The following is a 13,939-nucleotide window of genomic DNA, read 5'->3' on the forward strand; positions in this document are numbered from 1 at the left end:
CTCGAAGGCAGGGTGGCCCTGGTCGCCGGGGCGACCCGGGGCGCGGGGCGCGGCATCGCGGTCGAGCTGGGCGCGCGGGGCGCGACGGTGTACGTGAGCGGGCGCAGTACGCGGGGCCGGCGCTCGGAGTACGACCGGCCGGAGACGATCGAGGAGACGGCCGAGCTGGTCTCGGCGGCGGGTGGTCGGGGCATCGCCGTGGTCGCTGACCATCTGGTGCCGGAGCAGGTCCGGGCGCTGGTGGAACGGATCGACACCGAACAGGGCCGCCTGGACGTCCTGGTGAACGACATCTGGGGCGGCGAGCGGCTCTTCGAATGGGAGAGCACCGTCTGGGAGCACGACCTGGACAACGGGCTGCGGCTCCTGCGACTGGCGGTGGAGACCCACGCCGTCACGAGCCACTACGCGCTCCCGCTGCTGCTGCGCGAACCGGGCGGCCTGGTGGTGGAGATGACGGACGGCACGGCGGAGTACAACGCGACCCGCTACCGGAACTCGTTCTTCTACGACATCGCCAAGTCGGCGGTGCTGCGCATGGCGTTCGCCCTGGGCCACGAGGTGGGGCCCCGCGGGGCGACCGCGGTGGCGCTGACCCCCGGCTGGCTGCGCTCGGAGATGATGCTCGACAACTTCGGCGTCACCGAGGCGAATTGGCGCGACGCCCTGGAGAAGGTCCCGCACTTCGGGATCTCGGAGACCCCGTTCTACGTCGGGCGCGCGGTGGCGGCGCTGGCCGCCGACCCGCAGGTGTCCCGCTGGAACGGACAGTCGCTCTCCAGCGGGCAGCTCGCCGGCGTCTACGGGTTCACGGACCTCGACGGCAGCCGGCCCGACGCCTGGCGGTACATGGTCGAGGTCCAGGACCCCGACCGGCCGGCGGACACCACCGGGTACCGGTAGGCGGCACGGCCTACTCCCCCTTCTCCACCAGCCGGGCGATCCCGTCGAGGACGCAGCGCAGGCCGAAGGCCCAGATGGTCTCGGGGTCGTACGCGCCCACCGTGCCGCCGACGCGCCCGGCGAGGGGGTAGCGCTCGGGGTCCATGGCCCGCTCCAGCACGGGCGCGCTGGCCTCCCACCACTCCTGGTCGCTCTGGCGGGCGTTGTGGGCGGCGGTGTCGGCGGCGGCCAGGGCGTTGGCGTGGACGAAGCCGAGGAGGTGGGTCAGGGCCGCGTCCATCTCCACGTCGCCGAGGCCGATGCCGTCGAAGGCCGCGAGCTCGTGCTCGTACTTGCCGATCAGTCCGGGGCCCAACGGGGGTCGGGTGACGGACAGTTCGGCGATCCACGGGTGCCGCAGCAGCAGGGCGCGGTTGTCGTCGGCGACGCGGGTGATCCGCTCGCGCCAGGATTCCGCCGGGCCCGGCGCGCCGCGCTCCATGGCCAGGTACGCCGCGTCGAGCATCAGGTCGAGCAGTTCGGCCTTGCCGGGGACGTACGTGTAGAGGGTCATGGGGGTGACCCCGAGCCGCTGGGCCAGCGCCCGCATGGTCAGCGCGGCCAGCCCCGCGTGGTCGGCGGCGCCCGCCTCGTCGGCGAGCGCGATCGCGGCGTCGACGACGGCGTCCACGGTCAGCCCCTGCTTGGGTCCGCGCCGCCCGCTGGGCGCCCCCTGCCCCGGCTCGCGCCACAGCAGCTCCAGTGTGCGGACGGGGTCGCCCGCCCCGCTCCGGTCCTTCGCCATGCCCGGCTCCTTCCAGCCTTCCGGCACTCCGCACGACAATTCTCTACGCCGTATAGAATACTATGTATAATGAAACTCCGAGCCACGATACAGGAGGAACGACATGCGGATCGCGAGCGCCACCACATGCCTGACCGTCGAGGACACAGCTGCCTCTGCCACCTTCCTGACCAGGCATTTCGGATTCCAGGAAACGATGGCCGCCGACGGCTTCGCCGCCCTCTCCCACCCCGACGGCCCGAACGTGGTCTTCGTACGGCGCGGTCTGGAGGTGCTGCCCGAGGAGCTGCGCGGGCAGAGCGCCGCCGGAGTGCTCCTCGCGTTCACCGTGGCCGACCTGCCCGCCGAGTACGAGCGGCTGTGCGCGGAGGGGGCCACGATCACGATGGAGCCTCGCGTGGAGCCCTGGGGCGAGCGCGTGTTCCTGGTGACGGGCCCGGGCGGAGTGGTCGTCGAGATCGTGGACTGGGTGGACGCGGAGGCCGGGGCGTCCCTCGCCGCGGCCGACCACGGCTGAGGACCGGAACCAGGCACCGAGCACCAGGCACCGAGCACCAGGAATCGAGGACTGAGAACCACCCATGAGCCTTGCCGACAACCATCAGGTCATCCAGGTCCGCGGCGCCCGCGAGAACAACCTCGCGAACGTCTCCCTCGACATACCCAAGCGCCGCCTCACCGTCTTCACCGGCGTCTCCGGATCCGGGAAGTCCTCGCTCGTCTTCGGCACCATCGCCGCCGAATCGCAGCGCATGATCAACGAGACGTACACGGCCTTCGTCCAGTCGTTCATGCCGAGCCTGGGCCGGCCGGACGTGGACGGGCTGCACAACCTCAGCGCGGCCATCGTCGTCGACCAGGAGCGGATGGGCGCGGGCTCCCGCTCCACGGTGGGCACCGCGACCGACGCCTACACGATGCTCCGGATCATCTACTCCCGCCTCGGCACCCCGCACATCGGCACGTCGAGCGCCTTCAGCTTCAACACCCCCGACGGCATGTGCACGCGCTGCGAGGGCGTCGGCCAGGTCTCCGACATCGACGTGGACCAGCTCGTCGACCGCGAACTCTCCGTCAACGAGGGCGCTATCACCGTTCCCGGCTTCGCCGTGGACTCCTGGTACTGGCAGATCATGGCGGGCTCGGGGTTCTACTCCCCCGACACCAAGCTCAAGGACTTCACCGAGAAGGAGTGGGCGGACTTCCTGCACAAGCCCTCGGTGAAGGTGAAGGTCGGCTCCAACAACTTCACCTACGAGGGCCTGATCACCAAGATCAGCCGGACCTACCTCGCCAAGGACCGCGAGTCCATGCAGCCCCACATCCGGACCTTCGTGGACCGTGCCGTGATCTTCGCCGACTGCCCGGACTGCGGCGGCACCCGGCTGAGCGCGGCGGCCCTCGGCTCGCGGATCGACGGGGTGAACATCGCCGAGTGCTCGGCGATGCAGATCAGCGACCTGGCGGAGTTCGTCGCCGGGATCGACGACCCGTCCGTCGCCCCGATGGTGGCGAACCTGCGCGGACTGCTCGGCTCCCTCGTGGAGATCGGACTCGGCTACCTCAGCCTGGACCGCCCCAGCGCCACCCTGTCGGGCGGCGAGGCCCAGCGGGTCAAGATGGTCCGGCACCTCGGGTCCTCGCTCACGGACATCACGTACGTCTTCGACGAACCGACCACCGGGCTGCACCCGCACGACATCCAGCGCATGAACGACCTGCTGCTGCGGCTGCGCGACAAGGGCAACACGGTGCTGGTCGTGGAGCACAAGCCCGAGGTGATCGCGATCGCCGACCACGTCGTGGACCTCGGCCCCGGCGCGGGCACCGCCGGCGGACAGCTCTGCTACAGCGGCGACGTGGCCGGGCTCCGCACCTCCGGCACGCTCACCGGCCGCCACCTCGAACACCGGGCGAAACTCAAGGAGTCGGTGCGCACCCCTCGCGGACACCTGTCCATCAAGGACGCCGACCTGCACAACCTCAAGAACATCAGCGTGGAGGTGCCCCTCGGGGTGCTGACCGTGGTGACGGGCGTCGCGGGCTCCGGAAAGAGCTCGCTGATCCACGGCCACCTGGCCGGCCGCGACGGGGTCGTGGTCGCCGACCAGTCCCCCATCCGCGGTTCACGCCGCTCCAACCCGGCCACGTACACGGGCCTGTTGAACCCGATCCGGACCGCCTTCGCCAAGGCCAACGGGGTCAAGGCAGCCCTCTTCAGCGCCAATTCGGAGGGCGCCTGCCCCCACTGCAACGGGCTCGGGCTGGTCTACACGGACCTGGCGATGATGGCCGGAGTGGCCTCGGTCTGCGAGCGCTGCGAGGGCAAGCGCTTCACGCCCGAGGTCCTCACCTACCTCCTCCACGGCAAGAACATCAGCGAGGTCCTCGACATGCCGGTGGCGGAGGCGTACGAGTTCTTCACCACCGGCCAGGCCAGGGCGATCCTGGGCCGCCTCGCGGACGTGGGCCTCGGCTACATCCGCCTCGGGCAGCCCCTGAACACCCTCTCGGGCGGCGAACGCCAACGCCTGAAGCTCGCCATCAGCATGGCGGAGAAGTCGGCCACCTACATCCTGGACGAGCCGACGACCGGGCTCCACATGGCGGACGTGGACAAGCTGCTCGCGCTGCTGGACCGCCTCGTCGACGACGGCAACTCGGTCGTGGTCATCGAGCACCACCAGGCGGTCATGGCCCACGCCGACTGGCTGATCGACATCGGCCCGGGCGGCGGCCACGCGGGCGGCGAACTCGTCTTCGAGGGCACCCCGACGGCGCTGGTCGCCGACGCGGACACCCTGACGGCACGCCACTTGCGCGAGTACGTGGCCGGGTAACGGGGCGGCCCTGCGTCCGGGCGGGTCCAGATCAGCCAGGCGGTCCGGCAGGCAGGCGGGCCGGTAGGCAGGGAGGGGGAGGGAGGCGACCGGGCAGCCGGCCAACCGGGCGGCGGGCCTGCCCGGCGGCCCGGCAGCCGGCGGGGCCTGATGAGCCAGGCGGGCCGGCCCGACAGCCGACCGACCCGGCGGCCTGGCGCCTGGCGCCGGGCTCCCGGCCGCCAAGCCCCGCCCCGCGCCGCCCCGCCCCGCCCCGCCCCGCCCCGCCCCGCCCGGGTGCCTATCCGATCGGGGCGAAGAACCGCTCGACGTCGGCCCCGTCAACCTCCCGGAGGGTCGCCGGGGACCAGCGCGGATTGCGATCCTTGTCGACGACCTGCGCCCGGATCCCCTCCACCAGATCGGGCGAGGCCAACATGTTGGCGGACACCCGGAGTTCCTGCTCCAGCACGGACTCCAGCCCCTCAAGACCGGCGGCCCGCCGCAGCGCTTCCAAGGTCACCTTCAGCGCGGTAGGCGACTTGGCGAGGATCGTCTCGGCGGCCTCCTTGGCCGCAGGCTCCCCGCACCCGAGCAGCCGCTCGACAACCTCCTCGACACTGTCGGCGGCATAACAGTGGTCAATCCGCTCCCGCCACTCCCCGAGTCGCCCCGGCTCGGGGGTGGCGGCGTACCGCGCCATCACCTCACGCACGGGAGCACCGACAAGCTCGCCGGTCAACACGCCCAGCCGCTCCGAGGGCACGAAGAAGTCGGCCAGCCCACACAACACCGCATCGGCGGCCCCCACGGCGGACCCGGTCAGAGCAAGATGGATCCCGAGCCGCCCGGGCGCACGGGAAAGCAGATAGGTCCCACCCACATCGGGCACGAAACCAATCCCCGTCTCGGGCATGGCAACCCGGGACCGCTCGGTCACCACCCGCACGCTCCCGTGCGCGGACACCCCGACCCCGCCCCCCATGACGATCCCGTCCATGAGGGCGATGTAAGGCTTGGGGTACCGAGCGATGCAGGCATTGAGCCGATACTCATCCCGCCAAAACGCAACAGATTCCCTGGTCCCGGCCTTGGCATCGTCATGGATGGCCCGAATGTCCCCACCGGCACAAAGCCCCCGCTCCCCGGCCCCCCGAATGACCACCTGCTCAACGGCAGAATCCCCCTCCCACCGCCGCAGCGCCTCATGGATCCGCAGCACCATGGGATGGGTCAGCGCATTGAGCGCCCGAGGCCGATCAAGGGTGATCACCCCAGTCAGCCCGTCGCGCCCACACACCACACCGTCATCGTCGCTAGTCACCCACCCAGTGTGCCCCGTCCCCCGCCGAGCCCGAGAACAGGCCAGCCCTCTCGGAATCAGACCTCTCCCCAGGGCGTGGGGTGCGGACGGCGCTGCCACCACCAGCCGACAGCGACCGGTTCGGCGGACGCGCCTTTCAACTCACGGCGGAGGCTCCCCGACGGGTCTGGCTCCGTCGCTGCAACGAACCGCCTGTCCAATCCCTCCAAAGCCTTGTCGAGCAGCTCGGCAACCTCATGCGGCAGTCGGGCACGCCCGACGGCGAGCTGGTCGCGGGCTTCCAGCCGTTCCCGGTAGAGGCCGGCCGGGTACCACCCGAAGGGCGCCCACCCGGACTCCATCTGCACGATGACCCGCTCCCCCACCGATGCCTTGAAGGCCTCGGCCACGGGGTTCGGCGGCCGATGCTCCCGTACGATCTCGTCGAATCGCGTCACGATCGCGTGGGGAAGCTGAGGAAACGCCGCCTCAACGGCAGTCACCTCGAACAACGGCGGCTCGTCGTCGGAGGGTTCGAGCCGGGCTCGGGTGAGCAACCCCTCCGGCGTCGCCGCCCAGTACGCGCTGGGTGGCGCCTCAACGGCGGGGAAGAGAACGGTAGTCGCCGTGCCCTTCGCCAGTCCCGCGGCAACCTCGGCCTCGGAGGGCCGCACGGGCGCATGCCAGTTCGGAACGTCGGGGTCGCCGTCGGGGTCAACGATCTCCACATCACCGACAGCCATGCCGAGACATCCTGCGAGTGCGGCAGCCATGACCTCGGTCCGGATGGCATCAACGGTGAGGAGGTTGTATGTCACTGATACGTCCCGTTCGGTAGGGATCTGCCGGCTGGGGCGGGGCCCCGGGCTAGTGCGTGGTGTGGGTGCCCGGGGTGTGGCCGAAGGCGCGGCGGAAGACGTCGATGAAGGCGCTTGCCGAGGACCAGCCGCAGCGGTGGGCCACCGTCGTGACCGGGGTGTCCGCGGCCAGGAGGCGCAGGGCGTGGTGGAGGCGCAGTTGGGTGCGCCACTGGGGGAAGGTCATGCCCAGTTCGGCGCGGAAGAGGCGGCTCAGGGTCCGCTCCCCCGCGCCCGCGCCTGATGCCGCGGCGAGTTCCGCCAGGCCGCGCGGGTCCGCCGGGTCGGCGTGGAGCAGTCCGCACACCGCGGCCAGCCGGGGATCGGCCGGGGCGGGCAGGTGCAGGGGCTGGAGCGGGGAGGCCCGCAGTTGGTCGAGCAGGACGCCCAGCATGCGGCGCCGCTCCGCGCTGCCGTCCTCCGGGGCCCGGGTGTAGGCCAGGATCAGCTCGCGCAGCAGCGGGCCGACGGCGAGTACGGCGGGGGCGGTGAGGGGGAGCGGGTTGAGGTGGGTCGGCAGGCCCACGCAGTGCAGGTCCACGCGGCCGAACGCCCGGTGCTCGTGCACCGTTCCGGCCGGGATCCACAGGGCGCGCGTGGTCGGCGCGACCCAGGTGCCCGCGTCGGTGGTGACGGACACCACCCCGGATCCGGCGTAGCAGATCTGGTGGTCGTCGTGGCGGTGCGGATCGATGCCGTTGTGGGTGTCGAGCTCGCGGACGCTCGTCGCCGCGCGGGGGGTGTGGCGGATTTTCTGCATCACCCGGCAATTTATCGGAAGCGGGCCGCACCCGGGGAGAGTGATCCTCGGTCGGTGACCTCAACCTCAACGACACCCCTTTCCGCGGCCCTGCCCACACCTCGTGCGCATTCGCCCTCCGGCCCGCCCGGCCCGTCTGGTCGGCTGCGTACCGCCGCGTTCTCCGCCGGGCACTCCTGCGTGGACGTCTACCAGGGCGCCGTCGCCGCGCTCGTGCCCTTCCTCGTCTCCGAGCGCGCGTACGGGTACGCCACGGCCTCCGGGATCGTGCTGGCCGCCTCCCTGCTCTCCTCGGTGGTCCAGCCGCTGTTCGGCGCCCTCACCGACCGGTGGCCGATGCCCTGGCTGATCCCGCTGGCCACCGCGGCCGCCGGCCTCGGCGTGGCGCTGGTCGGACTCGACGCCGGGTACCCGGCCACGCTCGCCGCGGTCGCCCTGTCCGGGCTGGGCGTCGCCGCCTACCACCCGGCGGCCGCCCGGCTGGTCCGTACGATGGGCGGCTCCGGGCACGGCGCGATGAGCTGGTTCGCCCTCGGCGGCAACATCGGCTTCGCCTGCGCGCCGCTCCTCGTCGTCGCCGCGCTGGCCCTGCCCGGGCCGGCGGGCTGGTGGCTCCTCGCCCTTCCGGCCGCGGTGGGCGTTCTCCTCAACTGGCCGCCTTCCGGGAAGACTTCGGCCGAAGCACCCGTGAGATCCCCTGACACCACCCCGCAACCCGTCGACGACTGGCGTGCGTTCCTGCGCCTTTCGCTGGTGGTCGTCGTCCGTTCGGTGGTCTTCATCGGCCTGAGCACCTTCATCGCCCTGTACGTCCGCGAGCGCGGCGGCGGTGAAACCGCCGGAGCGGTGGCCCTGTTCGCGCTCTTCGCGGGAAGTGCGGGCGGCACCCTCCTCGGCGGGCGGCTGGCCGCGCGCTGGGGCCGCGTCACCACCGTGCACCGCTCGTACGCGGCCGCGGTCCCGGCCATCGCCGGGATCCTCTTCCTGCCGCTGCCCCTGGTGTACGTGTGCTCCGCGCTCGCCGCCGCCGCGCTGTACGCGCCGTTCTCCCTCCAGGTCACCCTGGGCCAGGACTACCTCCCGACGCGCATGGGCACCGCGAGCGGGGTCACCCTGGGCCTGACCGTCAGCGTCGGCGGCCTCGCCAGCCCCTTGATCGGAGCCGCGGCCGACGCGGCCTCGCTCCGCACCGCCCTGCTCCCGCTGGCCGTACTCCCCCTGCTGGCCTGGGCCCTGGCCCGCCGCCTCCCGGAGCCGGCCGTGCCGTAGCCGGAAGTACCGGAGCCGGCCGTCCCGGAGGCCGCCCCCGCGCGGGACTGACGGGGAAGCCCCGGCCGGCCGGACCGCAGCCGCCCCCGGTGCCGCCCCTCAGTTCCGCCCGTCCTCCGGACCCGCGCTCCGCGGCCGGGAGCGGTGGGCGCTCCAGGCCGCCAGGGCCTCGGTGCGGGTGCCCTCCGGGTGGCGGGCATGCCAGTCGCGGAGGAAGCGGTTCAGCTCGAACTGGGTGCCGATCTCCTGGGGCCGGGCGGCCCGGGCGCGGGTGGCGTGCCAGTGGGCCACGGCTTCGCCGAGGGTCCGGCCCGCGCCCTGGGCCACGTACTCCCGCATGAAGGCGTCGAAGTGGAAGCCGGGGCCGATCTCCCGCGTGAAGTACGCGCGGAGCACCTGACTGCACCGCTGGCCCGGCGGGATCACCGAGTCCGCCCCGACGGGCGCGGCCAGCTGGCGGCCCGCGCGACGGGCCGCCGGGGCGGCGGGTGCGGGGGCTCCGTCCAGGGCCGCGACGATCCGCGCCGTGACGGCCACCTTGCCGCCGCCGGCGGACAGGCCCATCTGCCGCGCCAGCGCCGACAGTTCGGCCAGCGTCCAGTACCAGCGCGCCAGCTCCGCCCCGGTCAGGGCCGGGCTCAGGGGCGGCCGCGCCTCGCCCTCGGCCCCGGCAGTGGCATCGGGAACGGCGGCAGAGGGGTCATTCGTACTCATGTTCCCATTCTAAGGTTCGCTCGGACCGTCCGAGCCTCCGAGCCTCCGTGCCCCCGTGCGCGCCGGTCCGCCGTCGCACCCCGCGCGGGTCTACCGTCGGGGCGATACGTGACGCCCAGCCTCCCCGGAGAGCGCCGTGCTCCACCACCGACCGGCCCGCACCCGTCTCCGCGCCCGCCTCCGCCCCCGCCTCCGCGTCCTGGCCGTGATCGGGCTGCTGTGCGCGCTGACCGCCCTCGCGCCGGTCCCCGCCGCCCCGCAGTCGGCTCCGCCGCCGGGGCCCGCTTCCGGAGTCCGGGTCACCGCCGTCGCCGCCGACCCCGGGAGCGCCACCCCGCTGTCGGATTACTCCGTCCAGTCGACGGCCCGCGTCTCCGACACGGCGGCCGCCGTGTCCACGCCCGGCTACGCGGCGAAGGACTGGTACCGGGCCGGGCCGCGCGCGACCGTGCTCGCGGCCCTCCTCGCCCACGGCACGTACCGCGACCCCTTCTACTCCACCAACCAACAGGCCGTTCCCCCGGCCGAGTTCACCGTTCCGTGGTGGTTCCGGTCCGAGTTCTCCCTCGTGGACACCGGCGCCCGCACCTACCTGGACTTCAGCGGGGTGATCTCCGCCGCGGACGTCTTCGTCAACGGCCGGCAGATCGCGACCGCCGCCGAGGTGGCGGGCGCGTACACCCACCACGAGCTCGACATCACCTCCCTCGTGCGGGCGGGCGCCAACAGCGTCGCCTTCCGGATCCGGCCCAACAACCCGCTCATGCACCTCACGGCCGGCTGGCTCGACTGGTTGCAGCCGCCGCCCGACGCGAACATGGGCACTCCTTGACGGCGGTGAGGGGCGCGCCGCCTGTGGAGGCGGCAGGGTAAGACGGGGATCAGAAGTGTTCGCCCCACAGGTGCTTGCGAATGTGGTCGGCGTACTCCTTTCGGAGGTAGTACGCAGACACGCCCTTGAGGACACGATGTTATGGCTACGGTGATCCGCGTGAAGGTTGTGGTGCAGGTCAAGCTCATACCGTCGCCCGAGGTGGCCACGGCGCTCGAGGCGACCCTGCGCACGGCCAACGACGCGGCGAACTGGCTTTCCGGTGAGGCGCATCGGCGGGGCGAGGCATCGCGTAAGGCGTTGCAGGGCTTCGCCTACCACGACCTCAAGGTTCGGGGTCTCTCGGCTCAGCCCGCGTTGCACGTGCTGCGCAAGGTCGCCGACGCCTACACCACCCTTCGGGCGAACATCCGGGCTGGGAACCTGGGCAGGCCGAGCAGCAAGCGCCGGACCAAGGCCGAGTCCAAGCCGATCACCTTCCGCCCGGATGCGGCACAGCCGTACGACGATCGCTGTCTTTCCTGGCAGCTTGACGAGCAGACCGTGTCCATCTGGACCACCGCCGGGCGCATCCGAGGTGTGCGGTTCGCGTGTTCCGGACAGGCCCGAAAGCTGCTGGCCAAGTACCGCAAGGGCGAGTCCGACCTCGTCCACCGTGACGGCATGTGGTTCCTGATCGCCACCTGCGAGATCCCCGAGGCCGAGCAGTACGAGCCCGTCGACTTCCTCGGCGTGGACCTCGGCATCGTCAACATCGCCACCACGTCCGACGGGGAGATCCACGCCGGACGTGAGCTGAACCGCTACCGCAGGCGCCAGCTCGCCCTGCGGGCGAAGCTCCAGAAGAAGGGCACCAAGTCAGCCAAGCGCGTACTCAAGCGGCAGCGCCGCAAGGAGCAGCGGAAGGCGACCGAGGCCAACCACATCATCTCCAAGCGCATCGTGACCGAGGCTGAACGCACCGGGCGCGGAATCGGCATGGAATACCTTGCCGGTATCCGCCAACGGGTACGGCTCCGCAAGCCCCAACGGGGCGCGCTGCACTCCTGGGCCTTCGCCCAGCTCGGACGGTTCGTGGCATACAAGGCGCGGCGCGCCGGAGTCCCCCTCCTGTTCATCGACCCCGCCCATACCTCGCGCATGTGCGCGGAGTGCGGGCACACGGACAAGCTGAACCGAGTCTCCCAGGGGCGGTTCGCCTGCCGGTCGTGCGGATTCATTGATCACGCAGACCTCAATTCCTCCCACAACATCCGCGCACGAGCGCTGGAGCTGTGGCGAAGCGGGGCGGAGTCACACGCCCCTGCACCCACCTGAGGTGCTGGACGGAGGAGCCCACCCAACCGCCAGTTGGGCGCTACCTCCAAGCCCGGTCCTTCAGGATCGGGTAGTTGGCCAGCGGATGGACCTCGCTCCACTGGCAACTGGTGGACCGTCACCTCGACCAGAACGGCGCCTACTTCGGCGCGAAGAAGGCGAACGAGCCGCTGCACGTCCAGTATTCCTACGACGACCGTACGGTGGCCGTGGTCAACCGCCGGCACGAGGCCGCCTCCGGGCTGACCGCGCGGGTCACCCTGTTCACGCCCGCCGGAGCGGCCGAGTACGACCGGAGCGTGTCCGGAATCGCCGTCGGCGGGGACGGCGCGAAGACGACCGTACTGACCCTGCCCGCCGCGGTGGAGGGGCTGCCCGCCACCTACCTGGCGCGGCTGGTCCTCAGCGACGGCGCCGGGCGCGAGGTGAGCCGCAACGTGTACTGGCTGTCGACCCGGGCCGACGTCCTCGACTACGCGGCCACCGACTGGTACCACACCCCGACCACCGCCTACGCGGACCTCACGGGCCTGCGTTCCATGCCCGCGGCCCCGGTGTCCGCCACCGCGACGACGAGCACGGCGCCGCAGGACGGCAGGGACGGCACGGACGGCAGCGGCACCTCCACCACCACCGTCACGCTCCGCCACACGGGCACGGGTACGGGCTCGGGCGGCGCGCCCGCCCTGCTCACCGACGTCCATCTCGTCGACGACCAGGGCGCGCCGGTCCTGCCCGTCCGGTGGTCCGACAATCAGGTCAGCCTCTGGCCGGGAGAGTCGGTCACCTTGACCGCGACCTACCGGACGGCGGATCTGCGCGGGTCGGCTCCGCGCCTGAGGATCTCGGGCTGGAACACCCCGCAGGCGACCGTCGACGCCCGCGGGTAGCGCCGGCCCTGTCCGGGCCGCTGCGGACCGGTCAGCCGGACCTGCGGCGCAGGGCCATGCGGATCCCGTACGCGAGGACGAGCAGCACGATGACGACGAGCACGATGATGATGAGGGTCTTGAGGAACCCGCCCTTCTTGCCCTTCTTCTTCTTGCTCTTCTTCTTGTCCTTCTTCTTGTCCCCGGTGGTGACCTGGACCTGGGAGGACGTGGACGCCTGGACCCCGGTCGCCACTCCGGCACCGGCCGGGAGCACGCTCTGCGGGAGCGCCGTCGTGACGGAAGCCTGCCGGACGGCCGGCGCGGCCGCGTTGGCGGTCGCCGCGGGGCCGAGCATCAGCCCGGCGACTACGAAGAGCGGTACGAGCGTCGATGCCACCGCTGCGGAACGCTTCCTCGGACTGCTGTGTCTTGCCACTGTCTCTCCCTGTTCGCCGTTGCCCCGGCCGGGCCCGGTGGAATCCGGACAGGCCGGGGCCTTGGAGCATCGTCGGCGAGTTCCGCCGCCCCGGCAAGGAGATGAGCCGGGGCGGATCGGGGCGATCACCCCGCGTCTGCCGCCAGTCGCGCGCGCCACCAGTCCACGGTCGCCTCGACCTGCTCGTCGACGGGGGTGGCCCGGACGGTGAACGCGGCCTCGTAGGCACTCGAATCGAGGACGAACGGACGGTCGAACTGGTAGCGGACTTCCTTGAGTTCGCGGAGCAGCGGGGAGAAGAGGCCCGCCACTGCCAGTACGGCCGGGGGGAGCCTGCGTACGACGGCCGGCGCCGTTCCCGAGCGGGCGGCGAGGCGGTCCGCCATCTCCCGGAAGGACAGCGGGGGCAGGGTCGGCACGTGCCAGGGCCGTCCCCAGGCCCGCTCCTCGCCCGCGACCTCGACCAGGGCCCGGGCCACGTCGGGCAGATAGGTCCAGCTGTGCGGGGCGTCCGGGTCCCCGAGCGTGGAGACCGCCTTCCCGCGCAGCAGTTGCGGCACGACCCGCCCGGCCAGGTGGCCGCCGTCGGTCACGCCGGGCCCGAAGAAGTCCGAGGCGCGCACCTCGACCGCCCTGATGCGCCCCTGCTCGTGCAGGGCGCGTGCCTGCTCCCAGCCGGCGGCGCGCACGCGGCCCTTGGTGCCGGTCGCCGCGAGCGGCAGCCCTTCCGTCATGGGCCCGTCGACCGGGCCGTAGCCGTAGAGGTTCCCGAGCATGACCAGTACGGCGCCGGTCGCCTCGGCCGCGGCGCAGGCCGCCGAGGTCAGCCGAGGCCACTCGCCCGCCCAGCGGTGGTAGGGCGGCGCCGCGCAGGCGTAGACCGCCTCCGCGCCCTTGACGGCCTCGGTCAGCCGCTCGCCGTCCGCCGCGTCGACGGCGACGTGCTCGATCCCCGGCTCCGGGCTGCGGTCCGACTTCGTGACGACCCTTACGGAACGGCCCTGTTCGGCCAGCAGCCGGGCGGTGGCGGCCCCGGCGGGCCCGAATCCGATGACAACATGAATGCTCACTTC

Annotated in this window: 13 protein-coding genes and 1 pseudogene; 7 read left to right on the forward strand and 7 right to left on the reverse strand. The window is 72.0% G+C overall.

Going from position 1 to position 13,939, the window contains the following annotated elements; genetic code table 11:
* The coding region (locus ACWGDE_RS13060) for an SDR family oxidoreductase (protein WP_453389043.1) at positions 1 to 903 on the forward strand (903 nt) is incomplete at its 5' end.
* A 10-nt stretch (positions 904 to 913) separates the two neighbouring features.
* On the opposite strand, the gene ACWGDE_RS13065 is transcribed toward ACWGDE_RS13060, so the two are convergent.
* Positions 914 to 1,687, reverse strand: a complete 774-nt coding sequence (locus ACWGDE_RS13065) for a TetR/AcrR family transcriptional regulator C-terminal domain-containing protein (RefSeq protein WP_453389044.1) — start codon at positions 1,685 to 1,687, stop codon at positions 914 to 916.
* Between the two features lie 103 nt (positions 1,688 to 1,790).
* Here ACWGDE_RS13065 and ACWGDE_RS13070 point away from each other — a divergent pair, with 103 nt between their 5' ends.
* Complete coding sequence (locus tag ACWGDE_RS13070; RefSeq protein ID WP_453389045.1) at positions 1,791 to 2,204, forward strand: VOC family protein; 414 nt, start codon at positions 1,791 to 1,793, stop codon at positions 2,202 to 2,204.
* A 64-nt stretch (positions 2,205 to 2,268) separates the two neighbouring features.
* Positions 2,269 to 4,527, forward strand: a complete 2,259-nt coding sequence (locus ACWGDE_RS13075) for an ATP-binding cassette domain-containing protein (protein WP_453389046.1) — start codon at positions 2,269 to 2,271, stop codon at positions 4,525 to 4,527.
* Positions 4,528 to 4,807: 280 nt separating this feature from the next.
* Here the strand turns inward: ACWGDE_RS13075 and ACWGDE_RS13080 are convergent, their stop codons facing one another.
* From ACWGDE_RS13080 to ACWGDE_RS13090, 3 genes are read right to left on the reverse strand one after another with little or no spacing between them, the layout of a single operon-like run.
* Positions 4,808 to 5,830, reverse strand: a complete 1,023-nt coding sequence (locus ACWGDE_RS13080) for an enoyl-CoA hydratase/isomerase family protein (protein WP_453389047.1) — start codon at positions 5,828 to 5,830, stop codon at positions 4,808 to 4,810.
* A gap of 56 nt (positions 5,831 to 5,886) precedes the next feature.
* Positions 5,887 to 6,627, reverse strand: a complete 741-nt coding sequence (locus ACWGDE_RS13085; protein ID WP_453389048.1) for a hypothetical protein — start codon at positions 6,625 to 6,627, stop codon at positions 5,887 to 5,889.
* A 49-nt stretch (positions 6,628 to 6,676) separates the two neighbouring features.
* Entirely contained in the window at positions 6,677 to 7,426 is a 750-nt protein-coding gene (locus ACWGDE_RS13090) for an AraC family transcriptional regulator (RefSeq protein ID WP_453389049.1), read from the reverse strand.
* A gap of 144 nt (positions 7,427 to 7,570) precedes the next feature.
* Here ACWGDE_RS13090 and ACWGDE_RS13095 point away from each other — a divergent pair, with 144 nt between their 5' ends.
* Positions 7,571 to 8,695: an MFS transporter gene (locus ACWGDE_RS13095; RefSeq protein ID WP_453389069.1), complete on the forward strand. Its 1,125-nt coding sequence runs from the start codon at positions 7,571 to 7,573 to the stop codon at positions 8,693 to 8,695.
* A 99-nt stretch (positions 8,696 to 8,794) separates the two neighbouring features.
* On the opposite strand, the gene ACWGDE_RS13100 is transcribed toward ACWGDE_RS13095, so the two are convergent.
* On the reverse strand, positions 8,795 to 9,409 hold the full coding sequence (locus ACWGDE_RS13100; protein ID WP_453389050.1) for a DUF6434 domain-containing protein: 615 nt from the start codon (positions 9,407 to 9,409) through the stop codon (positions 8,795 to 8,797).
* Between the two features lie 136 nt (positions 9,410 to 9,545).
* Here ACWGDE_RS13100 and ACWGDE_RS13105 point away from each other — a divergent pair, with 136 nt between their 5' ends.
* From ACWGDE_RS13105 to ACWGDE_RS13115, 3 genes and pseudogenes are all read left to right on the forward strand, one after another.
* The gene (locus tag ACWGDE_RS13105; RefSeq protein WP_453389051.1) at positions 9,546 to 10,241 is read left to right on the forward strand and encodes a glycosyl hydrolase 2 galactose-binding domain-containing protein; all 696 of its coding nucleotides are present in this window, start codon (positions 9,546 to 9,548) and stop codon (positions 10,239 to 10,241) included.
* Between the two features lie 141 nt (positions 10,242 to 10,382).
* A complete protein-coding gene (locus ACWGDE_RS13110) occupies positions 10,383 to 11,558 on the forward strand; it encodes an RNA-guided endonuclease InsQ/TnpB family protein (RefSeq protein ID WP_453389052.1) in 1,176 nt (391 codons plus the stop codon).
* Positions 11,559 to 11,638: 80 nt separating this feature from the next.
* A pseudogene (locus tag ACWGDE_RS13115) lies at positions 11,639 to 12,448 on the forward strand (exo-beta-D-glucosaminidase); the annotation flags it as partial.
* A 31-nt stretch (positions 12,449 to 12,479) separates the two neighbouring features.
* On the opposite strand, the gene ACWGDE_RS13120 reads toward ACWGDE_RS13115, so the two are convergent.
* Entirely contained in the window at positions 12,480 to 12,827 is a 348-nt protein-coding gene (locus tag ACWGDE_RS13120) for a hypothetical protein (RefSeq protein WP_453389053.1), read from the reverse strand.
* A 164-nt stretch (positions 12,828 to 12,991) separates the two neighbouring features.
* A complete protein-coding gene (locus ACWGDE_RS13125; RefSeq protein ID WP_453389054.1) occupies positions 12,992 to 13,936 on the reverse strand; it encodes an NAD-dependent epimerase/dehydratase family protein in 945 nt (314 codons plus the stop codon).
* Positions 13,937 to 13,939 lie beyond the last annotated feature (3 nt).

The sequence above is a fragment of the Streptomyces sp. NPDC054956 genome (genome assembly GCF_053609185.1).

What these genes read in the sequence shown, in the direction of transcription:
- ACWGDE_RS13065 (WP_453389044.1), bottom strand. Translation starts at nt 1,687, where the DNA reads ATGGCGAAGGACCGGAGCGGGGCGGGCGACCCCGTCCGCACACTGGAG.
- ACWGDE_RS13070 (WP_453389045.1), top strand. Translation starts at nt 1,791, where the DNA reads ATGCGGATCGCGAGCGCCACCACATGCCTGACCGTCGAGGACACAGCT.
- ACWGDE_RS13075 (WP_453389046.1), top strand. Translation starts at nt 2,269, where the DNA reads ATGAGCCTTGCCGACAACCATCAGGTCATCCAGGTCCGCGGCGCCCGC.
- ACWGDE_RS13090 (WP_453389049.1), bottom strand. Translation starts at nt 7,426, where the DNA reads ATGCAGAAAATCCGCCACACCCCCCGCGCGGCGACGAGCGTCCGCGAG.
- ACWGDE_RS13100 (WP_453389050.1), bottom strand. Translation starts at nt 9,409, where the DNA reads ATGAGTACGAATGACCCCTCTGCCGCCGTTCCCGATGCCACTGCCGGG.
- ACWGDE_RS13110 (WP_453389052.1), top strand. Translation starts at nt 10,383, where the DNA reads ATGGCTACGGTGATCCGCGTGAAGGTTGTGGTGCAGGTCAAGCTCATA.